Origin of the sequence: Streptomyces sp. NPDC048603 (genome assembly GCF_043199475.1) — a bacterium.
Classification (GTDB): Bacteria; Actinomycetota; Actinomycetes; order Streptomycetales; family Streptomycetaceae; genus Streptomyces.
Window position 1 is genome coordinate 508,193 of sequence record NZ_JBICVY010000004.1, and the last position, 24,652, is coordinate 532,844.

General features: G+C 72.5%; 23 protein-coding genes, 1 tRNA gene and 1 pseudogene. 10 read left to right on the forward strand and 15 right to left on the reverse strand.

Features of this window, described 5'->3' with window-relative positions; genetic code table 11:
- Positions 1 to 13: 13 nt before the first annotated feature.
- The 3 genes from otsB to ACGFQ9_RS12195 form a co-directional block, all read right to left on the reverse strand.
- Positions 14 to 862 (reverse strand): trehalose-phosphatase, encoded by an 849-nt coding sequence (otsB, locus tag ACGFQ9_RS12185; protein ID WP_393573640.1) that lies wholly within the window; start codon positions 860 to 862, stop codon positions 14 to 16.
- A 107-nt stretch (positions 863 to 969) separates the two neighbouring features.
- Positions 970 to 1,212, reverse strand: coding sequence for a DUF3263 domain-containing protein (locus ACGFQ9_RS12190; RefSeq protein WP_393573641.1), 243 nt, complete (start codon positions 1,210 to 1,212; stop codon positions 970 to 972).
- 105 nt (positions 1,213 to 1,317) lie between these two features.
- A complete protein-coding gene (locus tag ACGFQ9_RS12195; protein WP_393573774.1) occupies positions 1,318 to 2,598 on the reverse strand; it encodes an extracellular solute-binding protein in 1,281 nt (426 codons plus the stop codon).
- A 220-nt stretch (positions 2,599 to 2,818) separates the two neighbouring features.
- Between ACGFQ9_RS12195 and ACGFQ9_RS12200 the strand changes: the two genes are divergently transcribed.
- Together ACGFQ9_RS12200 and nagA are read left to right on the forward strand one after the other, a co-directional pair.
- Positions 2,819 to 3,760, forward strand: a complete 942-nt coding sequence (locus ACGFQ9_RS12200) for an ROK family protein (RefSeq protein WP_393573775.1) — start codon at positions 2,819 to 2,821, stop codon at positions 3,758 to 3,760.
- Positions 3,760 to 4,908, forward strand: a complete 1,149-nt coding sequence (nagA, locus tag ACGFQ9_RS12205; protein ID WP_393573642.1) for an N-acetylglucosamine-6-phosphate deacetylase — start codon at positions 3,760 to 3,762, stop codon at positions 4,906 to 4,908. Before ACGFQ9_RS12200 ends, nagA begins: the two co-directional genes overlap by 1 nt.
- Here the strand turns inward: nagA and ACGFQ9_RS12210 are convergent.
- Positions 4,905 to 5,854, reverse strand: a pseudogene (locus tag ACGFQ9_RS12210) (hypothetical protein). The gene nagA and the pseudogene ACGFQ9_RS12210 sit on opposite strands and share 4 nt — an antisense overlap.
- 295 nt (positions 5,855 to 6,149) lie before the next feature.
- On the opposite strand from ACGFQ9_RS12210, the gene ACGFQ9_RS12215 reads away from it, so the two are divergent.
- Positions 6,150 to 7,076, forward strand: coding sequence for a 1-phosphofructokinase family hexose kinase (locus ACGFQ9_RS12215; RefSeq protein WP_393573643.1), 927 nt, complete (start codon positions 6,150 to 6,152; stop codon positions 7,074 to 7,076).
- On the opposite strand, the gene ACGFQ9_RS12220 is transcribed toward ACGFQ9_RS12215, so the two are convergent.
- Both ACGFQ9_RS12220 and cdgB read right to left on the reverse strand, forming a co-directional pair.
- Positions 7,066 to 8,076, reverse strand: coding sequence for a carbohydrate-binding protein (locus ACGFQ9_RS12220; protein WP_393573644.1), 1,011 nt, complete (start codon positions 8,074 to 8,076; stop codon positions 7,066 to 7,068). The genes ACGFQ9_RS12215 and ACGFQ9_RS12220 overlap by 11 nt on opposite strands.
- A gap of 68 nt (positions 8,077 to 8,144) precedes the next feature.
- Positions 8,145 to 10,082: a diguanylate cyclase CdgB gene (gene cdgB / locus ACGFQ9_RS12225; RefSeq protein WP_393573645.1), complete on the reverse strand. Its 1,938-nt coding sequence runs from the start codon at positions 10,080 to 10,082 to the stop codon at positions 8,145 to 8,147.
- Between the two features lie 416 nt (positions 10,083 to 10,498).
- Here cdgB and ACGFQ9_RS12230 point away from each other — a divergent pair, with 416 nt between their 5' ends.
- Complete coding sequence (locus ACGFQ9_RS12230) at positions 10,499 to 11,032, forward strand: flavin reductase family protein (RefSeq protein ID WP_393573646.1); 534 nt, start codon at positions 10,499 to 10,501, stop codon at positions 11,030 to 11,032.
- A gap of 104 nt (positions 11,033 to 11,136) precedes the next feature.
- Here the strand turns inward: ACGFQ9_RS12230 and arfB are convergent, their stop codons facing one another.
- A complete protein-coding gene (gene arfB, locus ACGFQ9_RS12235) occupies positions 11,137 to 11,562 on the reverse strand; it encodes an alternative ribosome rescue aminoacyl-tRNA hydrolase ArfB (protein ID WP_393573647.1) in 426 nt (141 codons plus the stop codon).
- A 179-nt stretch (positions 11,563 to 11,741) separates the two neighbouring features.
- Between arfB and ACGFQ9_RS12240 the strand changes: the two genes are divergently transcribed.
- On the forward strand, positions 11,742 to 12,317 hold the full coding sequence (locus ACGFQ9_RS12240; RefSeq protein WP_393573648.1) for a TerD family protein: 576 nt from the start codon (positions 11,742 to 11,744) through the stop codon (positions 12,315 to 12,317).
- A gap of 200 nt (positions 12,318 to 12,517) precedes the next feature.
- Here ACGFQ9_RS12240 and ACGFQ9_RS12245 read toward each other — a convergent pair whose 3' ends face one another.
- The gene (locus ACGFQ9_RS12245; protein ID WP_393573649.1) at positions 12,518 to 13,990 is read right to left on the reverse strand and encodes a M1 family metallopeptidase; all 1,473 of its coding nucleotides are present in this window, start codon (positions 13,988 to 13,990) and stop codon (positions 12,518 to 12,520) included.
- A 35-nt stretch (positions 13,991 to 14,025) separates the two neighbouring features.
- The gene (locus ACGFQ9_RS12250) at positions 14,026 to 14,574 is read right to left on the reverse strand and encodes a heme-binding protein (protein ID WP_393573650.1); all 549 of its coding nucleotides are present in this window, start codon (positions 14,572 to 14,574) and stop codon (positions 14,026 to 14,028) included.
- 864 nt (positions 14,575 to 15,438) lie between these two features.
- On the opposite strand from ACGFQ9_RS12250, the gene ACGFQ9_RS12255 reads away from it, so the two are divergent.
- From ACGFQ9_RS12255 to ACGFQ9_RS12265, 3 genes are all read left to right on the forward strand, one after another.
- A complete protein-coding gene (locus ACGFQ9_RS12255) occupies positions 15,439 to 16,719 on the forward strand; it encodes a sensor histidine kinase (RefSeq protein ID WP_393573651.1) in 1,281 nt (426 codons plus the stop codon).
- Complete coding sequence (locus ACGFQ9_RS12260) at positions 16,716 to 17,354, forward strand: response regulator (RefSeq protein WP_393573652.1); 639 nt, start codon at positions 16,716 to 16,718, stop codon at positions 17,352 to 17,354. The genes ACGFQ9_RS12255 and ACGFQ9_RS12260 overlap by 4 nt, the downstream gene beginning before the upstream one ends.
- A 787-nt stretch (positions 17,355 to 18,141) precedes the next feature.
- Positions 18,142 to 18,645, forward strand: a complete 504-nt coding sequence (locus ACGFQ9_RS12265; RefSeq protein ID WP_393573653.1) for a hypothetical protein — start codon at positions 18,142 to 18,144, stop codon at positions 18,643 to 18,645.
- Positions 18,646 to 18,661: 16 nt separating this feature from the next.
- Here ACGFQ9_RS12265 and ACGFQ9_RS12270 read toward each other — a convergent pair whose 3' ends face one another.
- From ACGFQ9_RS12270 to ACGFQ9_RS12280, 3 genes are all read right to left on the reverse strand, one after another.
- Complete coding sequence (locus ACGFQ9_RS12270; protein WP_393573654.1) at positions 18,662 to 19,351, reverse strand: pentapeptide repeat-containing protein; 690 nt, start codon at positions 19,349 to 19,351, stop codon at positions 18,662 to 18,664.
- Between the two features lie 36 nt (positions 19,352 to 19,387).
- The gene (locus ACGFQ9_RS12275) at positions 19,388 to 19,861 is read right to left on the reverse strand and encodes a GNAT family N-acetyltransferase (protein WP_393573655.1); all 474 of its coding nucleotides are present in this window, start codon (positions 19,859 to 19,861) and stop codon (positions 19,388 to 19,390) included.
- A gap of 116 nt (positions 19,862 to 19,977) precedes the next feature.
- Positions 19,978 to 20,868 (reverse strand): aminoglycoside phosphotransferase family protein, encoded by an 891-nt coding sequence (locus tag ACGFQ9_RS12280; RefSeq protein WP_393573656.1) that lies wholly within the window; start codon positions 20,866 to 20,868, stop codon positions 19,978 to 19,980.
- Positions 20,869 to 21,002: 134 nt separating this feature from the next.
- Between ACGFQ9_RS12280 and ACGFQ9_RS12285 the strand changes: the two genes are divergently transcribed.
- Positions 21,003 to 22,406 (forward strand): NAD(P)/FAD-dependent oxidoreductase, encoded by a 1,404-nt coding sequence (locus ACGFQ9_RS12285; protein WP_393573657.1) that lies wholly within the window; start codon positions 21,003 to 21,005, stop codon positions 22,404 to 22,406.
- A gap of 11 nt (positions 22,407 to 22,417) precedes the next feature.
- On the opposite strand, the gene ACGFQ9_RS12290 is transcribed toward ACGFQ9_RS12285, so the two are convergent.
- Complete coding sequence (locus tag ACGFQ9_RS12290) at positions 22,418 to 23,026, reverse strand: DUF2867 domain-containing protein (protein WP_393573658.1); 609 nt, start codon at positions 23,024 to 23,026, stop codon at positions 22,418 to 22,420.
- 98 nt (positions 23,027 to 23,124) lie between these two features.
- Here ACGFQ9_RS12290 and ACGFQ9_RS12295 point away from each other — a divergent pair, with 98 nt between their 5' ends.
- Positions 23,125 to 23,682, forward strand: a complete 558-nt coding sequence (locus ACGFQ9_RS12295; RefSeq protein WP_393573659.1) for a TetR/AcrR family transcriptional regulator — start codon at positions 23,125 to 23,127, stop codon at positions 23,680 to 23,682.
- Here ACGFQ9_RS12295 and ACGFQ9_RS12300 read toward each other — a convergent pair.
- Both ACGFQ9_RS12300 and ACGFQ9_RS12305 read right to left on the reverse strand, forming a co-directional pair.
- On the reverse strand, positions 23,660 to 24,331 hold the full coding sequence (locus ACGFQ9_RS12300) for a ScbR family autoregulator-binding transcription factor (RefSeq protein WP_393573660.1): 672 nt from the start codon (positions 24,329 to 24,331) through the stop codon (positions 23,660 to 23,662). The genes ACGFQ9_RS12295 and ACGFQ9_RS12300 overlap by 23 nt on opposite strands.
- 160 nt (positions 24,332 to 24,491) lie before the next feature.
- Positions 24,492 to 24,567, reverse strand: a tRNA-Thr gene (locus tag ACGFQ9_RS12305).
- Between the last annotated feature and the right edge of the window lie 85 nt (positions 24,568 to 24,652).

Genomic DNA, 24,652 nt, shown 5'->3' on the forward strand with positions numbered 1-24,652 from the left:
CTCCGCAGAGCCGTCAGGCCATGGCGTTGGCCAAGGCCGACAGGAAGACGACCACCTCGCCGGGCCCGCCCAGGATGAGGTCCGCGCGGGCGGCCAGTTCGGGGACCTCCGCCGAGCCGCTGCAGACCAGGAGGCCCGGGCGGCCGTCCGTACGCCGCTTCTCCACCGCGGCGTACGCGGCGAGGTCGCCCAGGTCGTCCCCCGCGTAGACCACGGCCTCCGCGTCGACCTCCGCGAGGTACTCGGTCAGGGCGACACCCTTGTCCGTGCCCGGCGGGCGGAGTTCCAGGACGGCGCGGCCGGGCTCGACCATCAGCCCGTGCTTCTGCGCGAGCTCGGCGAGCGGTTCGCGGAGGGCCGCGAACGCCGCGGCCGGATCCTCGGTGCGGCGGGTGTGGACCGCCAGGGCCCGGCCCTTCTCCTCAATCCAGGTGCCCTGCCAGGCCCCGATGGAGTCCAGGTATCCCGGCAGCTCCGCCCGGACCGCGGCCACACCGGGGTGCTCGGCGGGGGCCTGCACGCTGCCGCTGACCGCGTCCCAGCGTTCCGCGCCGTAGTGGCCGAGCACCACGAGGTGTTCCAGGCCTGGCGCCCCGGCGAAGCCCCCGTAGCGGACGGCGACCCCGGCCGGGCGGCCGGTGATCACCGCGACCGAGGCGACCTTCGGCGCGAGCTCGGACAGCGCGGGTACGGCACCGGGGTGGGCACGGGCCTGGTCGGGGTCGGGAACGATGTCGGCGAGGGTGCCGTCGAAGTCGAGCGCGACCACGGAACGGCGGGGTGCGCGGAGCAGGGCCTCCAGGCCCTCGCGTCCGGCGGCGGTGACGGGCATCGGCAGGTCGTGCGGATGGCTGCTCCCCATGCCCACGACCCTACCGGTGTGATGTTGGCCCCGCCCAGGGTTCCGCCGGACCGCCGGACCCCGGCACCAGCCCGGCCCCACTCCGGCCCCACCCGGCCCCGCCGGCCTCAGCGGCGGGCGCGGCGGGCGTCGCGGATGCGGCGGAGGCGGTTGACCGTGCCCGGGGCGTGCGCCAGGGCGCGCGGGTCGTCCATGAGGGCGTTCAGCAGCTGGTAGTACCGGACCGGGGTCATGCCGAGGCCTTCGCGTATCGCCCGTTCCTTCGCACCCGGACCGGGCCAGCTGCGGCCCTCGTACGCGAGCACGGCGGCTTCGCGCTCCGAGAGTGGCTGGCGGTCGTCGGTGGTCATACCGTCCAACATATCGCCGGGCACCGACACCCGGACGGCCCTGCCGACAGCCCTGCCGACGGCCTCACCGACAGCCCGCCACGGCCGCCGGTCAGCGTCCGCCGGTCAGCGTCCGCCGTCCGCCGCGTGGGCCTTGGCCGCGAGGTCCTCCAGGGTCTTGGCCGGTGAGGCGGGGGCGGGGCGCAGGGCCTCGCCGATGCGCTGCTTGACGTCCTCGCTCACCGCCGCCCAGGACTTCTTGTTCACCGGGTAGAGACGGGCCGTGGGCAGCGCGGGCAGGAAGGTGCGCAGCCGCTGGCTGTTGCCGCCGGTGCCGCGTTCCATCGCGCGGTAGCCACTGGTGGTGGCGGGCAGGAGGCCGTAGGTGCCGGTGAACCGGTTGACGTTCTCCGGCGTGAAGAGGTGGTCCAGGAACTTGCCGGCCTCCTTGCGGTGGCCGTTGCGGAAGGCCATCACCCAGTCCGCGACGCCCATGGTGGAGTGCGGTTCCCCGTCCACCGTGGGCATCGGCACCATGCCGTACTCCACGCCCTTGGCCTCGGCCTGCTTCATCAGGGCGGGGTGCCCGTTGAGCATCCCGGCCTCGCCTCCGGCGAAGGCGTCGAACGCGGCCTGCCGGTCCAGCTTGGCGGGTTCGACCGGGCCGGTCAGGCCCTGCCCGTAGAGCTTGTCGCGGAGCCATTCGAAGGTGCGGACGTTGGCCGGGGAGTCGATGGCGTAGCGCTCCTCGGTGTCGGTGTAGCCGCCTCCGCCGGCGAGCAGCCACAGCATGGTCTCGGCCTGGGCCTCCTCACGGCCGAGCGGCAGCGCGAAGGGCGTCTTGACGCCCTTCGCCTTCAGCTTCTTCGCCGCCGCCTCCAGGTCCGCCCAGGTCTTCGGCTTCCACTCGGCCCCGCCGGCCCCGCCGCCGGTCCCGTCCACCTTGCCGCCCCTGCCGATGATGCCCGCGTCGGCGAAGAGCGTCCGGTTGTAGAACAGCAGCCGCGTGCTGGCCACGAACGGCAGGCCGTACTGGACCTTGTCGACCATGCCGGCGTCGGCGAGCGGCCCGAGGAAGTCCGCCTCGGTGCGGACCGAGAGCAGCTCGTCAGCCCGGTACAGCTTCCCGTCCGCCGCGTAGTCGGCGTAGGCGCCGATCTGCGCGATGTCCGGCGCCTTCCCGGCCTCGACCATCTCGGCGACCTTGGCGTCGACCTCCGACCAGGAGTAGACGGAGACCTCGACCTTGACGCCCGGATTGGCCTTCTCGAAGTCCGCGGCGAGGTTCTTCCAGTAGGCGGCGGAGGAATTCTGCGGACTGTCTCCGTAGTCGGCCGCCACGACCCGGAGGGTCACCTCGTTGTCCCCGCTGGAGCCGAGGGCTCCACAGCCCGCCGTCAGCGTCATGGTCAGGCACAGCGCGGCAGCCGCCGCTGCCGCCTTTCGGTAACGGCCCTGCACAGCTCTCGATCCACCCCAGCTTGTCCGTACGATGCGCTTAAGGTCTACACCACTTCGGCCGTTCATCCACAACCGGAGCCGTCCTTTTGTATGGCCAGTCAACAAACCCGCCCAATGGACTAGACCTTTCGCCTTCCGGCGCGCGAGACTGTCCGACGTGAAACCCGTGAAACACGTCATCGCCCTCGATGTGGGCGGCACCGGGATGAAGGCCGCCCTCGTCGCCGAGGACGGCTCCCTGCTGCACCAGGCGCGCCGCGCGACCGGCCGCGACAGGGGCCCCGACGCCGTCGTCGAGTCGATCCTCGGCTTCGCCGCCGAACTGCGCGCCCTGGGCGCCGAGCGGTTCGGCACGCCCGCCTCGGCGGCCGGCGTCGCCGTCCCCGGCATCGTCGACGCCGACCGCGGCATCGCCGTGTACGCCGCCAACCTCGGCTGGCGCGACGTCCCCATGCGCGATCTGATCAGCGAACGCCTCGGCGGAGCGGCCGGCATCCCGGTCGCCCTCGGCCACGACGTGCGCACGGGCGGCCTCGCCGAAGGCCGGATCGGGGCCGGCCGGGGCGCCGACCGCTTCCTCTTCGTGCCGCTCGGCACGGGCATCGCCGGCGCCATCGGCATCGACGGCCGCATCGAGGCCGGCGCCCACGGGTACGCCGGCGAGATCGGCCACATCGTGGTCCGCCCCGGCGGCCCGGAGTGCGGCTGCGGGCAGCGCGGCTGCCTGGAGACCCTGGCCTCCGCCGCCGCCGTCTCCCGGGCCTGGGAGGCTGCCTCCGGCACCCCCGGCGCCGACGCCGCGGACTGCGCGGAGGCCGTCGCCTCCGGCGACCCGGCGGCCGCACGGGTCTGGCAGACCGCCGTCGACGCCCTCGCCGACGGCCTGGTCACCGCCCTCACCCTGCTGGACCCGCGCACGCTGATCATCGGTGGCGGGCTCGCCGAGGCCGGGGAAACCTTGTTCACACCGCTACGGACGGCCGTCAAGGAGCGCGTGACGTTCCAGCGGCTCCCCCACATCGTGCCGGCGGCCCTCGGGGACACCGCCGGATGCCTGGGCGCAGGGCTGCTCGCCTGGGACCTACTCGCCACGGAGGTACCTGCCTGATGTCCGGAAGCGCACACAGCACCGTTCTCTCCGGGGCCAGGGTGGTACTCCCCACCGGGACCGTCGCGAACGGCCGGGTCATCGTCACCGGCGACCGGATCGCCGGCAGCGCACCCGAGGGCGCCGCGGTCGTCGACCTCTCCGGGCACTGGCTCGTCCCCGGCTTCGTGGACATGCACAACCACGGCGGCGGCGGCGCCTCCTTCACCTCCGGCACCGCCGAGGAGGTCCTCCGCGGCGTCCACACCCACCGCGCCCACGGCACCACCACCCTGATCGCCTCCACCGTCACCGGCGACCTGGACGAACTGGGCCGCCGGGCCGGCCTGCTGGCCGAACTGACCCAGCAGGGCGACATCGCCGGCATCCACTTCGAGGGACCGTTCATCAACCCCTGCCGCAAGGGCGCCCACAAGGAGTCCCTGCTCCGCGACCCCGACCCGGCCGAGGTCCGCAAGCTGGTCGACGCCGCGCACGGAGCCGCCCGGATGGTCACCCTCGCCACCGAACTCCCCGGCGGCCTGGACTCCGTACGACTGCTCGCCGAACACGGCGTGATCGCCGCCATCGGGCACACCGACTCCACGTACGAGCAGACCCGGCAGGCCATCGACGCCGGCGCCACCGTCGCCACCCACCTGTACAACGCGATGCCGGGCCTCGCGCACCGCGAGCCGGGCCCGATCGCGGCGCTCCTTGAGGACGAGCGGGTCACCGTCGAACTCATCAACGACGGCACCCACCTGCACCCGGCCGCCCTGGAGCTGGCCTTCCACCACGCCGGCGCGGACCGGGTCGCACTGATCACCGACGCGATGGACGCGGCCGGGTTCGGCGACGGCACCTACCACCTCGGCCCGCTGGAGGTCGAGGTCAAGGACGGAGTGGCCCGCCTGGTCGAGGGCGGCTCCATCGCCGGCTCCACCCTCACCCTGGACACCGCCTTCAAACGGTCCGTCACCATCGACCGGCTGCCGGTGGAATCGGTGGTCCAGGCGATCTCCGCGAACCCGGCCAAGCTCCTCGGCCTCTACGACCAGGTCGGCTCGCTGGAACCGGGCAAGTACGCCGACCTGGTCGTGCTGGACGCCGGGTTCGACCTGAAGGGCGTCATGCGCCGCGGCGAATGGATCGTCAACCGTTTCTAGAGACTGAGTGGGAGTGAGTCCTGTTGCCAGGGCTCGTGCTCAGCCGAACGCCCCGAACGGTGTTGGGCGTTCTGGTCCCCCGCGTTCGCGCCGCGTCCGGCGCGCACGGATCGTGTCCGCGGTCCGGGGATGCGGGGGCGGGTTCCCTCACGCCCGGGGATGCCCGGTCGGGCCTGGGCGGTCCGATGCCCGACACCATCGCTCTGGTGGTGGCGGGGCGGTGCCGTCCGTCGCCGGATCGGGTGTCCCTGGGCGCGTCGTCCGATCGCCACGGCGGCCGCGTCGTGGCGTGTGGCCTTCCTGTTCTTCCCGGTCAGAGGCTTCTGCCAGTGCTGGGCGCCCCACCGGGAGGTGTAGGCCGGGTCGACGGCGATGACTGTGATGCCACTCTGGTCGGCCATGGAGGTCAGGCGGGCGCGCAGGCGTGCGGTGGGCATGCCGGAGATCAGCTGCCTGAACCGCTTCTGTCGGCCCGCGCCTGCTCCAGCCGGTCTTCGAGAACGTGCAGACGGCGCTGCTTGGCGTGCCACTCCTGCCGGGTGCGGTAACCGCTCGGGGCCCGCTTGGCCCCTTTCGCCCCCAACGGCAGGGACAGCCGGTGCACCAGGGTGCGGACCCCGGCCTCAAGGCTATGGATGTGCGCGAGCTGCCCTCGGCGGGCCAGCGCCCACTGATCATGCGTGGCCCTGGTGATGCTGCCCGCCCAACGCGAGGACGACTCGCCGGTCAAAGCCTGCTTGCGGGCCGCCCACGTCCGGGCGGAGTGCTCCAGCCCCTCCCGGCAGCGCACCGCCAGATCCCGGGAGGCCAGCGACCCCAAATGCGCCCCGACCAGAGCAAGGACCTGCACATCCCGTCCGGTCAGCTCCTTCAACCGCGTACGGATCGCAGCACCGGCAGGGCCGGGAACAACGAACGGCGCCGCCGCCTCACGCAGCCCGCTCATCGTCACACACCTCCTGTCAGGCGCCTAACAACCCGTCACCGTGCCAACGAGCACCTATCGCACAGGTCACGCATTCGATGGAAGAACTGCCGTTCCTCTCACCTCCAGGGCTCACTCATACGCGCCACAACAGGTCCAAACGCCGTCAATCACCAACAGCTCCCGACCCCCTCGGCTGACCGGGTCATCGGCGAAAGGGGCCGGACAGGGGGGTGGGCGGACCGCTCCCCGGTTTGGCATGATCCCGGCACCGGGCGAACCGAGCCCTGAGAAGCCGACCGCCCGGGGGGTGCCGATGATCCTGACCGTCACGCTGAACACCGCACTGGACCTGACGTACCGGGTGCCGCGGCTGACGCCGCACTCCTCGCACCGGGTCTCCGAGGTCCGCGAACGGCCCGGCGGCAAGGGCGTGAACGTGGCCCGCGTCCTGGCGGCGCTGGGGCACGAGGTGACGGTCACCGGCTTCGCCGGCGGGCCCGCCGGCGAGGCGCTGCGCGGCGCGCTGGACGGCGGCGTACGGGACGAACTGGTCGGCTGCGCCGGGAACACCCGGCGGACGGTGGCCGTGGTGGACGCCGCGTCCGGGGACACCACCCAGTTCAACGAGCCCGGACCGCTGATCTCCCCGGCCGAGTGGTCGGGCTTCCTCACCCGCTACGACGAACTGCTCCGGGGAGCCGCAGCGGTCGCGCTGTGCGGCAGCCTGCCGCCCGGCGTCCCGGTCGGCGCGTACGCGGCCCTGGTCCGGCAGGCCCGCGCGGCCGGGGTCCCGGTGCTGCTGGACACCAGCGGCGAGGCGCTGCGCCGGGGCGTGGCCGCCCGCCCGGACCTGATCAAGCCGAACACCGCAGAGCTGGCGGAGCTGACGGGCGCCCGGGACCCGCTCCCGGCCGCCCTGGCGGCCCGGCGGCGCGGAGCCCACGCGGTGGTCGCCTCGCTCGGCCCCGGCGGCCTGCTGGCGGCCACCCCGGAGGGCATCTGGCAGGCGGCCCCGCCGCGCGCCCTGGCGGGGAACCCCACGGGCGCGGGCGACTCGGCGGTCGCGGGCCTGCTGTCGGGCCTGGCGGAACGCCTGGACTGGCCGGAACGCCTGGCCCGCGCGGTGGCCCTGTCGGCGGCGACCGTCACGGCCCCGGTGGCGGGAGAGTTCGACCCCCGCACCTACGAACAGGTACGGGGGTCGGTGGTGGTGACGGCCGGTCAGCCGGTCAGCCGTTGATGCCGGTCAGCCAGAACTGGTCGATGTTGGCGTTGCACTTGTTGCCCGCCTCGCACGACAGCTTGATGGTGTTGGTGCCCTCCTTGAGATCCACCTGACCCCAGGTGGTCTGCCAGCCCTTCTCCCAGTCGCCCTGCGGCTGCTTGGAGAAGTTGTGCAGCCGGACCGGCAGCGAGTTGGGCTTGCCGTTGATCGTCAGCGTGCCGTCGGCGTCCTCGCCCGGAATGCCGTACCGGATGTAGAAGCGGTACTTGCCGCCCTTGGGCAGGTCCAGGGTCCAGGTCACGGCCGCGCCGACCTGGTTGAACTGGCCGACGTACTGCCCGCTCTCGGACTTGGCGCCAGGCACCGTTCCGTCCAGCTTGGCACCACCGGAGATGGCCATGCCCGGGCCGCCCGCGTCGCCCTTCGGCAGCTTGGACGCGGGCTTCTCCGAGGGGCTGGCCTCGGGGCTCGCCGAGCTGTTCTGCGGCTGGGGCGCCTGGGACTGGCCGCCCGTGCCGGCCGTGGTCTGCGTGCCGGACTTGTCGTCCTTCTCACCCAGGTCACCGAAGGCCAGGGCCGCGCCGATGCCGATGGCCACCGCACCGACCACCGCGATGGCGGCGATCAGCAGGCCGCGCCGGCTGGAACCGCCGCCGTGCGAGCCTCCGTGCGAGCCGCCGCCGTGCGAGGCCATGGTCTGCGTCTGGTGCTGCGGGGGCTGCTGCTGCGGGACGCCGTAGCCGCCGGCGGCGATGGCTTCGGGCGCGGCGTAGTGCGGCTGGGGCTGCGGCGGGACGCTGCCGCGCTGGCCGCCGTACGTCCGCTCGCCGACCGTGCGCACCTGGTTGTACGAGGTCCGGGGCACGCCCGGCTGCGGGCCGGCCTGACCACCGGCCGACGGACCGGGGTAGCCGTACCCACCGCCCTGCGGCGGGGTGGCTCCGGCAGCCTGGCCGTCCGCGTAGAGGTAGCCGAACGGATCCTCGTCCTCGGGCTTGTTCGCGGGCGTGGTCATCGCGGGTCACTCCTTTCGACCCACGGGAGCCTACCCCGAACACGTGCGCCCACGGGCTCCGGATGCACTCAGCCGGCCCTTCGATGTGCTTTGGAACGCGACCTTTTCTCGATGTACATGCGCTGGTCGGCAGAGCGCAGCACTTCCTCCGCCGACATTCCGCAGCTGGCCCAGCCGATGCCGAAACTGGCGCCCACCCGCACGGCACGGCCGTCCACCCGGATCGGCGGGATGATCGCGTTGCGCAGCCGGACGGCGAGGTCGGCGGCGTCGGCGGCGCCCAGGCCGTCGGCGAGGACGACGAATTCGTCACCACCCAGCCGGGCGACGGTGTCACCGTCCCTGACGCACGTCGTGAGCCGCCGCGCCACCTCGATGAGCACCGCGTCCCCGGTGTGGTGGCCGAACCGGTCGTTGATCGATTTGAAGCCGTCCAGGTCGCAGAAGAGCACGGCGAGGCCCTTGGTGCCGTCGTCGGCGTCGGCCGACGGTGCAACGGCGTGCACGTGGTGGTCGTAGGGCCCGCCGCCCTGGCCAGCGGCCGCGGGGTCCTGGGCCGGGGACGAGGACGGGGCCTGGGCCTGGGACGGGAGCTGGGACGGGGCCGGGGTCGTCGGGAACTCGAAGGGGTCGGGGTAGCCGTCGCCCTGGTACGCCTCGCCCTGGTACCCGTCGGAAGGGAAGCCGTCCCCTTGGTACCCGCCGTTCCGGTACCCGTCCGCCGGGTACGCGTCCGCTGGGTACCCACCGCCTTGGTACCCGCTCTGGTACCCGCCGTTCTGGTACCCGCCGTTCTGGTACCCGCTCCCCTGGTACCCCTCGCCCTGGTAGCCGTCGGGCTGGAAGCCGTGCTCCCCGGTGTCGGACCGGGCCGGACGTCCCTCGTAGGCCGCGTCCAGCGCCTCCACGGCGCCGGCCCGCACGGACTGTGGCCGGCGACACAGCCGTGACGCGAGCCGGGCGCGCAGTTCCGCGCTGTTGGGGAGGCCGGTCAGCGAGTCGTGGCTGGCCCGGTGGGCGAGCTGCAGCTCGTGACGCTTCCGCTCCTCGATGTCCTCGACGTGGGTCAGCAGGAAGCGCGGACCGTCGGCGGCGTCGGCGACGACGGAGTTGCGGAGCGAGACCCACACGTACGTGCCGTCGCGGCGGCCCAGCCGGAGCTCGGCGCGCCCGCCCTCGGCGGAGGTCCGCAGCAGGGTCCCGATGTCCTCGGGGTGGACCAGGTCGGAGAAGGAGTAGCGGCGCAGCACGGACGCGGGCCGGCCGAGCAGCCGGCACAACGCGTCGTTGGTGCGCAGCAGCCGGCCGTGCTGGTCACCGCCCATCTCGGCGATGGCCATGCCGCTCGGCGCGTACTCGAACGCCTGCCGGAAGGACTCCTCGCTGGCGCGGAGCGCCTGCTGCTCTCGCTCCAGCCGGACCAGGGCGCGCTGCATGTTCGCACGGAGCCTGGCGTTGCTGATCGCAATGGCGGCCTGGAAAGCGTACATCTGCAGGGCCTCGCGCCCCCACGCGCCAGGGCGGCGTCCGTTGCGCGGCCTGTCGACCGAAATGACCCCGAGCAGTTCACCTCCGGAGGCGTACATCGGCGCGTAAAGCCGGTCCTCGGGGTGCCACTCGTCGTGGAAGCGCGGTTCGGGGCCGTCGGTGTGCCACTGCGGCACGTCGTCCTCGAGCAGGACCCAGCCCTCGGTGTGCGGGATGAAGCGCAGGCCGTCCCAGGATTCGCCCATCGCGAGCCGGCGGTCCCAGGAGGCGCGGGAGCCGACGCGACCGGTGATCAGGGCTTCCGCGGAGGGGTCCCCGGCGAACGCGGCGACGACGAGATCACCGTCGGGGCGGACGAGGTTGACACAGGCGAGTTCGTAGCCGAGGCCGACAACGATGCCGTCGACGACGGTCTGCAGGGTGTCCGCCAGGCTCCTGGCCGTGTTGAGCTCGGCCACCACCTGATGGAGCTGCCGCAGGGTCGCAAGGCGGACGTACGGCTCCGACTCGGTCTCCATTGCTCGCTCTCCCCGAGACCTCGACAGCAACTCCAGGTTCGTCATCGGCGTTTCGTTGCGGTGTCCCGTCCACTGAATCACAGTGAGCTGTGCGGCAGGTACACAGGGTCAACAAATCTTGCTCTCTGTGACTCAAGTCACATGGTGTGAAAAGCGGGTCGCTGAATGGCTGGGAGCGCTCCCCCTCATTCTCTGCCGCAAACGACGGACTCGACGGGTTTGGATGGGATCTTGGGGGGGTCCTGAGGGGTCCTGAGGGGTCCTGAGGGGTCTTGGCGGGCCTGAACGGGACTGAACTGGCGTGAACCGGCCTGAACGGGTTCCGGGGCCTAGGTCCCCGCTCCGACCTTGGTCTCCCCGCGGGTCCGCCCGGGGCCCGATGCGGGGCACGGGAGCCCGAGACTAGCGTTCGGGGCGTGCCGAACACGAGACCTGAGACCCTTCATGCTGAAGGCGTGAGCGAAGACGAGTTCCGCGCAGCCATGTCACGGCTGGCCGCGGGTGTGGTGCTGGTGACCGCACAGGAGCCGCCCTTCGGGGAGGACGTCGGCATGACCGCCACGGCCTTCATGTCCGTGTCCCTGGATCCGCCGCTGGTGCTGGTGAGCCTGCGCGAGGGCTCCCGGATGGACGACCTGCTGGCCGAACAGCCCCTGTGGGCGGTGTCGGTCCTGGCGGAGCATCAGCGGCAGGTGGCGGGGCGGTTCGCGATGAAGGGCCGGATCAGCGACCGGCTGCTGTTCGCCGATCTCCCGTACGTACGCGGGGAAGTGAGCGGGGCCCCGCTGATCGGCGGCGCACTGGCGACCCTTGAGTGCCGTACGGAGTCCAGGACCGCGGCCGGGGACCACACGCTGGTGGTGGGGCGGGTGCTGAGCGCGTCCGTACCGCCGGGCGAGACCGGGCCGCTGGCCTACTTCCGGGGACGCTACCGGCAGCTGGGCGCGTAGGCGGCGGAGCGCTGCTTGCCGGCTCCGGCTGGGGCTCCGGTCCGGCTCCGGCTCCGGCTGGGGCTGGGGCTGGGGCTGGGGCTGGGGCTGGGGAAACGGTTCGGCTACCAGTCGCGGCCGGTGCGGCCCCGCTTGGTCTCGGCGCGCGCCTTCTTCTCCCGCAGACGCCGCTCGTTGATGCCGCGCGGGATCTTCGTCGGCCGGCGCGGCTTCGGCGGCGGCGCGGTGGCCTCGGCCAGCAGCGAGGCGAGACGGACCAGCGCCATCTCCCGGTTGCGCAGCTGCGAGCGGTGCTCCGAGGCGCGAACGGTGAGCACACCGTCCACCAGCCGCGGGGCCAGCCGCTCCAGCGCCCGCTCCTTCCAGACCTCCGGGAGACCGGACGTCGCGGCGAGGTCGAAGAGCAGCTCCGCCTTTGAGTCGGAGGTGTTCACGTGCTGCCCGCCGGGCCCCGAGGAACGCGAGAAACGCCACCGGAGCTCGGCCTCGGGCACCACGACCGAACCGCGGATGACATAGGGACCAGGCATGCCCCCATGGTCGCGCCCGCGCGCGGCCCCCGTCACCTCCATTTCGCCGTATGTTCCGAGCGACACTCCCCCGGCTGGAACCTTGACTCCCCCTCCCCGCGTTATGACAGTCAGCGATAGCTTGACCACACGGCCCCAAGGCCGGTCCTGAGGTCATGGTTCGAGGAAAGGGACATCCGATGGCGGTAAGCCTGTCCAAGGGCGGCAACGTCTCGCTCACGAAGGAGGCACCGGGCCTCAGTGCGGTCACGGTCGGCCTCGGCTGGGACGTCCGTACGACGACCGGCGTGGACTTCGACCTGGACGCGTCGGCCATCGCGGTGAACGCGATGGGCAAGGTCGTCTCCGACGGCCACTTCGTCTTCTTCAACAACAAGTCCACCCCGGACCAGACCATCGTCCACACCGGTGACAACCGGACCGGCGAGGGCGCCGGCGACGACGAGTCGATCAGCGTCAACCTGGCCGGCCTGTCCCCCGACGTAGACAAGATCGTCTTCCCGGTCTCCATCTACGACGCCGACTCGCGCAGCCAGAACTTCGGCCAGGTGCGCAACGCGTACATCCGCGTGCTCAACCAGGCCGGCGGCGCCGAGATCGCGCGCTACGACCTCTCCGAGGATGCCGCGACGGAGACCGCCATGGTCTTCGGCGAGCTCTACCGCAACGGCGCCGAGTGGAAGTTCCGCGCGGTCGGCCAGGGTTACGCCTCCGGTCTTACGGGCATCGCCCAGGACTTCGGCGTCAACGTCTGATCGGTGTTCGGCGCCTGATCGGCGTTCGGCGCTTCGGCGTCTGATCGGCATCGGCGCTTGATCCGCCTGCCGGGCACAGTGGCGGAATCCCCTTCCCAGCCGTCCGGGGAGGGGCCTCCGCCACTCTGGGGCGGGGGCGGGGGCGGGGGCGGGGGCGAGGGTGCGGCAGCGCGGGCCGCGGGTGGTCGGGAGACCGAGACTCACCCCTTGGGCTTGTCGGCCCCGTACAGCCAGTTCTGCCACACCTGCTTGTCCAGGTCCTTGCCGGTCAGCCGCTCGGTGTAGGCGATGAAGTCGGCCGTGTCGGCGTTGCCGTGCCGGTGCTCTTCGGCCCAGCCCCGCACGAGAGCGAAGAACTTCTCGTCCCCGACCTCCTGCCGGATCCGGTGCAGCACCATCGCACCGCGGTAGTACACGGGGTCATCGGAAATCACTTCCGCGGACGGCGGGTTGGCGGGCGGGAAGGCGGCCCAGTCCGCGTCCGCGGCTGGATCGACCTGTGTGTCGCCCTTCAGGAAGGCCTGGAAGCGCTCCTCCGCGCTGAGCCCGCCGTGGTCCTCCGACCACAGCCACTCCGCGTACGTCGCGAAGCCCTCGTTGAGCCACATGTCCTTCCAGGACTTCGGCGACACCGAGTTCCCGAACCACTGGTGTGCCATCTCGTGCACCACCAGGTCCACCGTCGGCGCGCCGGGATAGACCGGCCGGGTCTGCGTCTCCAGCGCGTACGCGAGGGTGTCCGGCGCCTCCACGACGGCCCCGGCGGCCGCGAACGGATAGGACCCGAACCTCCGGCTCCCCCAGTCCACGATCTCCGGGATCCTGCCCAGCGCCTCGGCGCTCGCCTTGGCCTCCTCGGGCACGACGGCGTTGTACACGGGAATCCCGGACGCCGTTGCCCCGGTAGAGACCCGGTACTTCCCCACGGCGGCGATCGCCAGATAGCTGGCCATCGGCTCAGAGCTCCGCCACCGGAAGACAGTCCTGTCGTTGCTGTCGTTGCTGTCGTTGCTGTCGTCGGCGTTGTTGCTCTTGTCGCTCTTTCCGGTTCCCTTGTCGGTCCGGGACTCCAGGCGCCCGTTGGACACCGCCTCGTACCCCTTGGGCACGGTCAGCGCGATGTCGTAGGTGGCCTTGTCGCTCGGGTGGTGGTTCCCCGGGAACCAGGCCATCGACCCGACCGGCTCACCGACCGCCACCGCCCCGTCCTCGGTCGGGATCCAGCCCTCCTCGGACCCGTCCGGGTCCTTCACCGTCCTCGGCTTCCCCGAGTACGTGACGACCGTACGGAAGACCTCGCCCTTCTCCAGCTCCTCGGCAGGCCGGACCGTCAGCTCCTGGCCGGTCCGGTTGAACCGGGCCGCGGCGTCCTGGACCTTCACGTCCTCCACGTCGAGCCCGGACAGGTCGAGGTTGAAGGCGCTCAGCCCCTGCGTGGCCCGGGCCGTGATGACGGCGGTGCCGGACATCCGGCCCTCATCGGGCCGGTAGTCGATCGCCAGGTCGTAGTGCTGGACGTCGTACCCGCCGTTGCCGGCCTTCGGGAAGAAGGGGTCCCGCACCCCGGCAGCACCGGGCCGCCCCTGCACCGTACTGCCCGTGCACGCCGTGGTGAGGGCGAGCAGAGCAGCGGTGACGGGGGCGGCGGCCCGGAAGAACGTGCGGTTGTCCACCACTCGATCTTAAAACCCAAACCCGGTTACAACGGTCAGCCGTTGAGCGACTCCACACCGGCCTTCGCGTACTTCTCGTCCAGGTCACCGCTCGGGGCGCCGGCGACACCGATGCCGGCGATCGGGGCGCCGTTCAGCTGGACCGGGGCGCCGCCGCCGAGGAAGAGGGTGCCGGGGATGTCCTTCAGGTTCGGGGTCTGGGCGAGGCGGCCCACGAGCACCGAGGTCGGGGCGTTCCAGGACACGGCGGTGAACGCCTTGCGCTGGGCGGACTCGTACGACTGCGGGCCCGCGCCGTCACCGCGCAGCGTGACGACCGTGTTGCCGTTCCGGTCGACGACGGCGACGGTGACGCGCTGGTTCTCCTTCTGCGCGGCCTTGAGGGCGGCCTGCGCGGCCTTCGTCGCGGCCTCGATGGTCAGGTGCGTGGTGGTGGTGAAGTTCTCACTGTCGCTCTTCTTGGCCACCGCGGCGGGCTTGGCAGCGGGAGCGGCGCTGGCGCTGGCGCTGACGGCACCGAAGGTGCCGGCACCGAGCGCAACGGCGAGGGCGGCACCGGTGAGGACGCGGGTACGGGTGTTCATGCGGATGCTCCTAGGCGTGTGGGCGGGTCGCGCTGCGGGTACTCGCCGGCCGCTGCCGGCCGGGCTCTTTCCGCACCACCCATGCTGGTCCCGCAGCCGCCGCCGCCCCGTCCCCGGACCGGCTCGGCCCGCGCGCCGATCCGGTTGACCCCGGGGTCAACCGATCGGCTGATGCGCAGCCCGGCTCCGGCCGAGTTTCCTGGTCAGAGGTCTACTCCGGCATCGGGCGGCCGGGCACCGTCCCCTGTCGGCCGTCCCTATCCGCCGTCCCTGTCCACCGTCCCCTGTCCGCCGTCCGCCGTCCGCCGTCCCTTGTCCTCCGTCCGCCGGTACGGGGCCGCCGTCCGCCGGTCCGGGGCCGCCGGTCCGGGGCCGCCGGTCCGGGTCCACCGGTCCGGGGCCACCGGTCCGGGGCCGCAGGTCTGGGTCCACCAGTCCGGGTCCACCGGCCCGGGTCCACCGGTGTCAGTCCCCATCGCCCTGCCGGATGCCTGCCCACACGGGAGGCGGCCAGCCCGCCGACACCGAGGCAGGACGGCCGGGAGCCGGCGGGAGGGGGACGGGGGTGGAGGCTGGGGGTGTCCGGGACACTCAAGCGTGATGTGTGGCGCGCCCCCCGCCCAGCAGCCAAACCCCGCTCAGCGCGCCGTAAATCATGCCGTCCCGGACACCCCCAGCCGGAGCCCCCGGCCCCCGGACCCGAAGCCGCCCGAAACCCGCCCCTGCCCGGCCCCGCCCGGCCCCGCCCGGCCCAGCCCAGCCCAGCACCCAGATCCCCAGACCCGAAGCCACCACCCAGCCCGAAGCCACCACCCGGCCGCTACGCGGCACGATGGACGTACGACCCGACCCGAGAGGACCCCCGTGACCGCAGGCCAGCGCCCCACCACCGGCCGCGCAGCCGGCCGAGGCGCCGCAAGCCGGAGTGCCGCGAGCCGGACCCGTACTCGCGCCCTCGCCGCGGTCATGCACACCGCCTTCTTCCTCCTGCTCACCGCCTCGGTGACCCGCTTCCTCCTCCGCCACCCCGGCGAACCCCGCACCCCGTGGGTCATCGCGCTGAGCATCACCCTGGCCCTGCTCTACGTCCTCGGCCCGGCCCTCGGCCGTACGGGCACCAGCCCGAGCACCAGCACCCCCGCCGCCGGCGCGACCGCTCCACGCCCGTCCCCCCGCCGCCTCCTCTGGCTGGGCCTCGTCATCGCCGTCTGGGTCGTCCTCGTGCTCCTCGCCCCCAGCTTCGCCTGGTGCGCCGTCCCGCTCTTCTACACCGCCCTCCGCACCCTCCCGCCCCGCGCCGCCGTGGCCATCGTCGGCCTGCTCACCGCCTTGGTCGTGGCCGCGAACCTGCGCCTGGCCACCGGCCCCTTCGACCCCAACCTGCTGCTCGCCCCGCCGGCCGTCGCCGCCCTCGCCGCCGCCGTCTTCATCCACATGGAGCGCCAGGCAGCCGATCAGCAGGCGCTCATCGACGACCTGATCCGGACCCGGCGCGAGCTGGCCGCGACCGAGCGCCGCGAAGGCACCCTCGCCGAACGGCAGCGGCTGTCCATGGAGATCCACGACACCCTGGCCCAGCACCTCTCCAGTCAGCAGATGCTGCTCCAGGCCGCCGACCGCACCTGGGACGCCGACCCCGGCACCGCCCGTGCCCACGTCCGCACCGCCAACGAGATCGCCGCCCGCGGCCTCGCCGCGGCCCGCCGGCTGGTCGCCGACCTGGCCCCGCCCGAGCTCGACAACGGCGCCGGGCTCCCCGATGCCCTCCGCGCGCTGGACGCCGGCCCGGACATCACCGTCCGCTTCCATCTGGAGGGGGTCCCGGTCCCGCTTCCCGACCGCACCCAGTCCGCGCTGCTCCGCATCGCGCAGGGCGCGCTGGCGAACGTAAGGGAACACTCCGGCGCCCGCACGGCCGCGCTCACGCTGAGTTTCCTGGGCGACCAGGTGGTCCTGGACGTCGCCGACGACGGCCGTGGCTTCACCGAGTCCCGGCCCGCGGGGAGGGACCGCAGGGACCGCGGCCACGGACTGCCCGCCATGCACGCCCGGGTGCGTCAGCTGGGCGGCACCCTCACCGTCGAGTCCGTCCCCGGCGAGGGGACCGTCCTCTCCGCCGCGCTGCCCCTGGAGCCCGCCTCATGAGCGCCTCACGCAAGCCCACCACGATCCTGCTCTGCGACGACCACGTCGTGGTCCGGGCCGGACTGCTCGCCCTGCTCGGCAGCGAACCCGACATCGAGGTACTGGGCGAGGCGGGCAGCGGCGAGGAGGCGGTCGCGCTGGCCGCCAAACTGCACCCTGATGTGGTGCTGATGGACCTCCAGCTCGGCGAGGGGATCGACGGGGTGGAGGCGACCCGCCGGCTGACCGCCCTGCCCCGGCCGCCGCACGTCCTGGTCCTCACCACGTACGACACCGATGCCGACATCACCCGCGCCATCGGGGCGGGGGCGACCGGGTACCTGCTCAAGGCGGAACGCCCGGAAGAGCTCTTCGCCGCGATCCACTCCGCCGCCGAGGGCCGTACGACGCTCTCCCCGCCGGTGGCGAGCCGCGTGATGGCCCACATGCGGGGCTCGCGCCCCACCTTGACGGAACGTGAGCTGGACATCCTGGGCCAGCTCGCACACGGCCTCGGCAACCGCGAGATCGCCCGCGCCCTGTTCATCAGCGAGGCCACGGTCAAGACCCACCTGGGCCGCATCTACGACAAGCTCGGCGTCGACACGCGCGCGGGCGCGGTAGCGGTGGCGAAGGAGCGGAGGCTTCTTCCGTAGGGGGCGACGGGGCAGGGCCGAGATACGCCAAGGCTCCGCTGGGTCGGGGGCGAGAGTGCCCGGGGGCTGCCCGTCAGTCCTCATCGTCCTTCCGTGCCGGCCGTCGGCGTCAAGGGCGCGACGTTGTCGCGTCGCCTCCGGCGATGGCCCTTCGGGCCACCCTTGACCCCGACGACCGTCCCGGAACGACAAGGACTGTCGGGCGGCCCCCGGGGGAACGGCATGGAGGGACCCAGGCTCCCTTGGCCGGGGCGTTGGCGGGCACGAGCCGCAGCTCCGCTCGGCCAGCCGCCCATCCGGGCGGACGCGGAATCGAAGTCGATCAGATCTACGCAATCCAGCTCGGCCCACGCGCACCAGATCGCTACGCGCTCCTGTCGGATGGCGGGTGCGGGCCGCCGGAAGCCGGGGCATGGGGCGCCCACGATCGCTACGTGCTCCTCCCGGACGGCGGGTGCGGGCTGCCGGGGGCCGGACATAGGCCGCCACCGATCGCTACGCGCTCCTGCCGGTCGGCGGGTGCGGCCCGTCAGGGGCAGAACATAGGCCGCCAACGATCGCTGGGCGCTCTCGCGATCGCTGGGCGCTCTTGCGATCACGGCGGCCGGCAGGCCGGCTGATCCACCGGCCGCCGGACAGTCGGCCGCCGACGGCGAGCAACCACCCACCGGTGGCCCGGCATCCGTGATGCCCTCTACGGGTGGGCGGATGGGAAACCCCCCGCGCGGAGCGCGGAAACCCAGCCCGCACCCGCGAAGCGGCAAGGCAGCCGTGACACCATCGAGCCATGCTCGACATCGGCTACTCCCTCTCCCGCCGCTTCCCCGACCCCCCGCAGACCGACTACCGCACCGCGGACGTCCGTACCCTGCGTCACGACCTGTTCTGTGGGGACGTCTACCTCGCCGACACCGAGCAGGACCGGGAGCTGTCCACAGCCTGGGGATGGGTGCCGGTGCTGGACTTCGCCTGGGCGCTCTGTGACATCGTCGAGCAGCTCGACCAAGACCCCCGGGGGAGCCGTTCGGCGAACAGCCGGTACGCCGAGCTCGACTTCACCGAGTCCACGGACCGCATGCTGTTCGAGCGTCGGTTCGGGTGGGTGGACATCGAGGCCGACTGGATGCCCGCCGAGGAAGCCCCGCTGACCTTCAACCACGCCTTGCTGCGCCGTGAGGCCCGCGACTTCCTGCACGACCTGATCGCCGATCTGATCGACATGCACGAAGGACTCGGCGACAACCCGGCTGTCTGGAGCCTGCAGTCCCGGTTCCCCCGGGTGCCTGCCTGACCCCGGCCGGCGGGAGCTACCCCGTCGGGTCCGCCTCGACCCGGATGCCCAGCTGCGCCGCCAGCGCCGGTGCCAGGTCCAGCAGCTGCGCCGGGCTGATCACCGCTCCCGCCAGTCGGTCCAGTCCGCGTACGACGTCCAGCTCGACGGCGCCCCGCAGGTCCACCTCCGCCAGCCGCGCGCCCGAGAAGTCCGCCCGGCGCAGCACGCAGTCGCGGAACTCCACGCGCTCCAGTTCGGCGCCCCCGAAGTCCGGCTCGGCCAGCACCACGCCCTCGAAGACCACGTCCGTCAGCCGGGCCGCCCGCAGGTTCAGGTAGTCGATCTTCCCGCCGCGTACGAGGACGCGCTCCAGCACGGCCCCATGCGCCTGGATGCCGCCCAGCCGGGCCTCCGTCAGCTCCACGTCCCGGAAGCCGGCCCCCGCCAGATCCGTGCCCACCCCGCGCACCCGTTCCAGGACGCAGTCCGTGAAGCGGGCGTTCCTCAGGCGGGCCTCGTCCAGGGCGCAGTCGGTCAGGCGGCAGTCCAGGAACCGGGACCCCGTCCCGTCCTGACCGTCCAGCTCCAGCCCCGCGAACTCCAGCCCGTCGTAGTCGCCCTCCCGTTCCAGGCCGTTGCTCGTGTACGGCTCCAGTTCCGGCAGCCGCACGCTGGGTTCCTTCGCTTTCGCCGGCCGGGCCGCCGATCTCGTCTTCCGTGCCATCCCCTCATGCTGGACCACGCCACCGACAGGCATGGCTCAGGCCGTGCCCAGGGCGGCCAGCGGCGCGTCGGTCAGCCGGTACACCGACCACTCGTCCTGCGGACGCGCGCCCAGCGACTCGTAGAACGCGATCGTGGGGGCGTTCCAGTTCAGCACCGACCACTCCAGCCGCTGATAACCGCGCTCCACGCAGGTCCGGGCCAGCTCCGCCAGCAGGGCCTTGCCGTGACCGCCGCCCCGCGCCGACGGGCGCACGTACAGGTCCTCCAGGTAGATGCCGTGGACCCCGCGCCAGGTCGAGAAGCTCAGGAACCAGATCGCGTAGCCGACCACCTCGCCCGCGTCGGTCTGGGCGAGGTGCGCGAACGCCGCGGGCCGTTCACCGAACAGCGCCTCGCGCAGTTGATCCTCGTCGGCGCGCACCTCGTGGAGGGCGCTCTCGTACTCCGCCAGCTCGCGGATCATGGCGTGGATGGCGGGAACGTCGGCTTCGGTCGCGGTTCTGATCATGCGCGCAGCCTAGGCGGCCGCCGCCCCGTGCCCGTTCCGCGGCCGACCGGCGGTCGGCCCGGCCCGCCGTGCCGGCAGGGCGCCGTGGATACCCCGCCCCGCCGGGAGGCCGTCACTCAGCGCCCCAGCAGGAGCTCGGCCGCCGTCCGCTGGTCCGGGTCGAGTGCTTCCTCGCCGTCCTCGATGTCCCACAGCGCGTTCTGGACGAGGCGGCCCAGGGTCCAGCACCGCGCCCGGGCCCGGTCCAGTCCCATGACCTCCGTCATCAGGTCGAAGCGCCACAGCACGTCGTCGGCTTCGAACAGGTTCCCCAGGGCCGGCCACAGCTCGAAGCCCGGATCCCCGGCGAGCGGCTTCGGGTCGATCGCCAGCCACGGCTCGCGGCCGGCCGCCAGCACGTTGTCGAAGTGGAGGTCCCAGTGGAGCAGGCGCTCCCCGGGCTCCCCCGCCACCTCGGCCAGAGCTGCCGCGCAGTCCCGGAACAGCCGCCGGTCGCGCTCGTCCGCCAGCCGGCCGGCCGCCTCCGGTACGGCCGCCAGCATGGCCGCGGCCATGTCCCCCAGCCGCCGCATCCCCGCCGGCGCCGGTACGGCCGTCAGGCGGGCCAGCAGCTCCGCGATCACCCGCACCGCCCGACGCGGGTCCGCCCGCGCCACCTCCGAGAGCGGGCTGCTCTCGTCGAGACGCTCCAGCAGCAGCGTCCCCGTCTCCGGGTCGTGCTCCAGCAGCCGTACGCAGCCGTGCCCGCCCCAGGCGCGCAGCGCGACCGGCTCGCCTTCCGTCTCCTCGTCCACCGCCTGCAGTTTCAGCACGGCCGGCGTGCCGTCCGCCCGGTCCACCGGCAGCACCAGCGCGGCCACTCCGTGCATGGCCGGACCCGACCGGCGCAGCCGCCACCGGTCCAGGAACTCCGCCGAGCGGCGGGGCAGCGCGTCGATGAAGGCCCGGCCCGCCTCCCCGTTCCATTCCAGCTGTGACTCGACCAGAGCTGCAGGGATCTCCACCATGATCCGACGCTATCCGGATGAGGCGGTCCGTTTCATCCGCTTTCCGGCGAAGCCGCGCACCGCGAGAGGCCGACCAGCCGAACACCCGACCCAGACCTGGACACACATACGGAGCGCGGTGTACCAACTCCCCCATGACCAGCGCGAGCGCGACGATCAACGGCGGCATCTCCTTCTGGTACGCGACCCACGGCACCCCGCCGCCCCGCGCACCGCTGACCTCCGACGCCACCGCCGACGTCGTCATCGTCGGCGGCGGCTACACCGGCCTGTGGACGGCGTACTACCTCAAGCAGGCCGCCCCCTTCCTCCGGATCACCGTCCTCGAACGGAAGTTCTGCGGATACGGCGCCTCCGGCCGCAACGGCGGCTGGCTCTACAACGGAATCGCCGGCCGCGACCGCTACGCCGCGCTCCACGGCCGCGACGCCGCCCAACGCCTCCAGCAGGCCATGAACGACACCGTCACCGAGGTGATCGACGTCGCCGCCAAGGAGGCCATCGACGCCGACATCCACCGCGGCGGCGTACTGGAAGTGGCCCGCACCCCCGCCCAGCTCACCCGGCTCAAGGCCTTCCACGAGGCCGAGGTCGGCTTCGGCGAGACCGACCGAGTCCTGCTCGGCGCCACCGAGACCCGCGCCCGCATCGACATCGCCGACGCCGTCGGCTCCTCCTGGACCCCCCACGGCGCCCGCATCCACCCCGCCAAACTCGTCACCGGCCTCGCCGACGCCTGCGAACGCCTCGGCGTCACCATCCACGAGTCGACACCCGTCACCGAGATCGCCCCGAAACGCGCCGTCACCCCGTACGGCACCGTCCGCGCCCCCTACGTCCTGCGCTGCACCGAAGGCTTCACCGCAGGCCTCAAGGGCCAGAAGCGCTCATGGCTCCCCATGAACTCCTCCATGATCGTCACCGCCCCGCTCCCCCCGGAGACCTGGGAACGGATCGGCTGGAACGACCGCGCCACCCTCGGCGACATGGCCCACGCCTACATGTACGCCCAGCGCACCGCCGACGACCGCATCGCCATCGGCGGCCGCGGCGTCCCCTACCGCTTCGGCTCCCGCACCGACAACGACGGCCGCACCCAGCCCGCCACCATCGCGGCCCTCACCGACCTCCTCACCGCCTTCTTCCCCCACCTCACCGGCGTGGAGATCACCCACGCCTGGTCCGGAGTGCTCGGTGTCCCCCGCGACTGGTGCGCCACCGTCACCCTCGACCGCACCACCGGGCTCGGCTGGGCCGGCGGCTACGTCGGCTCAGGCGTCGCCACCGCCAACCTCGCCGCCCGCACCCTCCGCGACCTGGTCCAGCAGGACTCCGGCCAGGGCGGCCCCACCGACCTGACCACCCTCCCGTGGGTCAACCACCGGGTCCGGCGCTGGGAACCGGAACCTCTCCGCTGGCTCGGCGTACACGCCCTCTACGCCGCCTACCGCGAGGCCGACCGCCGCGAGACCACGCACCAGACCGCGGCCACCGCACCCCTGGCCCGGATCGCCGACCGCATCTCGGGCCGCCACTAGGGCCTGCGACGTCAGCGCGCCGTACGGCCCGCCGCGCCCGTTCGCCACTCGCGGCCGATCGAACGCATCAGGGCCGGGTACACCCCCAGGTACCGGAACGGCTTGATGCCGAGCATGTACAGCGAGCCGAGGCGGCCGTTCGGCTTCACCAGGACGGCCAACTGGCCCCGGTAGCCACCGTTCCCGTCGGGGACCCAGCCGATGTGCATCACCCCGTGCATGGTCTTGTTGGCGCACTCGGCGGCCCATTCGTCATGCGTCTGGAAGACGGAGGTGAAGGGCACCGAGCTGAGGTCGGGCCCGCGCGGCCCCTCGCGCAGGTCCTCCGGCAGCCGATCGCGCAGGGTCGCCACCCGACCGCCTATGCCCGAGTCCGGCCTGTCCCAGCCGAGCAGCGCGCCGAGCTTCCAGCGCACCGCGAAGAGGAAGCGGCCCACGGGGTTGCCCCCGTCCGGACCCTCCTTGCCGTCCGCCATCTGCCGGACCAGGTGGTGCAGGTCGTCCGGGCCTCCCGGCGTCGGCAGCGCCCACACGTCCTCGAGCCGGAAATCGCCGGCGATCTCGTGGATCCGCCAGGGCCGGGACGTGTGGTCGGCCGGGTGAAGACGCAGCTCGCTCATGACGGACCCCTGTCTATACGGTGGCGTATAGATCAAGCATAGACCCGACTGTACGGCGCCGTATACTTCGGGTCGGAACACACGAGGGGAGACGCGGCATGGGCGCGATCCGCACACCGCGGGTCAAGTGGATCGAGCAGGGCCTACGGGCACTCGCCGCCGGCGGACCCGAGGCCGTCCGCGTCGAGGTCCTCGCCCAGACACTCGGCGTCAGCAAGGGCGGCTTCTACGGCTACTTCGGCAACCGCGCCGCCCTGCTGGAGGAAATGCTCGACACCTGGGAACGCGGAGTCACCGAGGACGTCATCGAGCGGATCGAGCACGACGGGGGCGACGCCCGCGAGCGCCTCGGCCGCCTCTTCGACTTCGTCGGCTCGGCCGACACACCCGTGACCGACGCCGGGGTCGAACTCGCGATCCGCGACTGGGCCCGGCGCGACGAAGACGTCGCACACCGCCTCCGCCGGGCCGACAACCGGCGCATGGACTACCTGCGCGAGCTCTACGGGGCCTTCTGCCCCGACCAGGACGACGTCGAAGCCCGCTGCCTGATCACCTTCTCCCTGCGCATCGGCGACCACCTCATCGCAGCCGACAACGGCCCGCGCAGCCGCGCGGAAGTCCTCACCGCCGTCAGGAACCGGCTCCTGGGCTAGCCGGAACCGACCCGGCGGAACCCCCCTCACAGCGGCCCCGCTCCTCCCCGAACTCCAGCCGCTCGATCACCCGCGCGGTCGCCACCGCCGGCAGCACCAGCCGCCACATCTCCTCGACCCGCTGCGGCAGGTCCACCCGCGCCGTCTCCAGGTGCGCGTGCATCTGCGCACCGGCGCACGCGTTGACCACCAGCCGCGCCAGCGCCCCGGCGTCCACCGACCGCCGCAACTCGCGCCGCTTCACCGCCAGCTCGAAGTCCCGCGCCAGGACCCCCGTCCACACCCGGTGCGTGCTCTCCTCACGCCCGATGAACCGGTCCTGCTCCATCAACAGCCGCGCCCCCGCGAACAACAGCGCGTCCGTCAGCAGCTGGTACGCCCACGTGAGCGTGAGGTCCACGGCATGCTGCAGCCCCTCCGAGGGCAGCGGCGGACTCACGAGCTCCGGCTGCGACCGTACGATCTCCCGTGCCAGGGCCTCCTTGGACGGGAAGTGGAAGTACATCGCCCCGAGCGTCACCCCCGCCCGGTCGGCGATCCGCGTCACACTCGCCCCGGCGAACCCCTCCTCGCCGAACACCTCGGCCCCCGCCTGGATGAGCGCCGCCCTCGTCCGGAGGGCACGGTCCTGCTTGACGGTCCGCGGCATGCCGGCCCCCAGACTCTCTGCGCACGTCGACAGAACAAAAATACCGCTCAATTTTTTTCTCTGCCGATGGCACAGGGAAACACGAAGAGGGCCCCGGGTGACCACCCGGAGCCCTCCCGTCCGTTCGAATCTCCTCGGCCGGCGAGGCGCTGACCTGGGATGGAGCCGCCTGTCGGAATCGAACCGACGACCTACGGATTACAAGGCCGTTGCTCTACCAACTGAGCTAAGGCGGCACGACAGACACCCGTGACGCTCACGGGTGCAGCGCCCTCACTCTACACAGCACCCGAATCCCCCCACCACGAAGTTCCGACACGA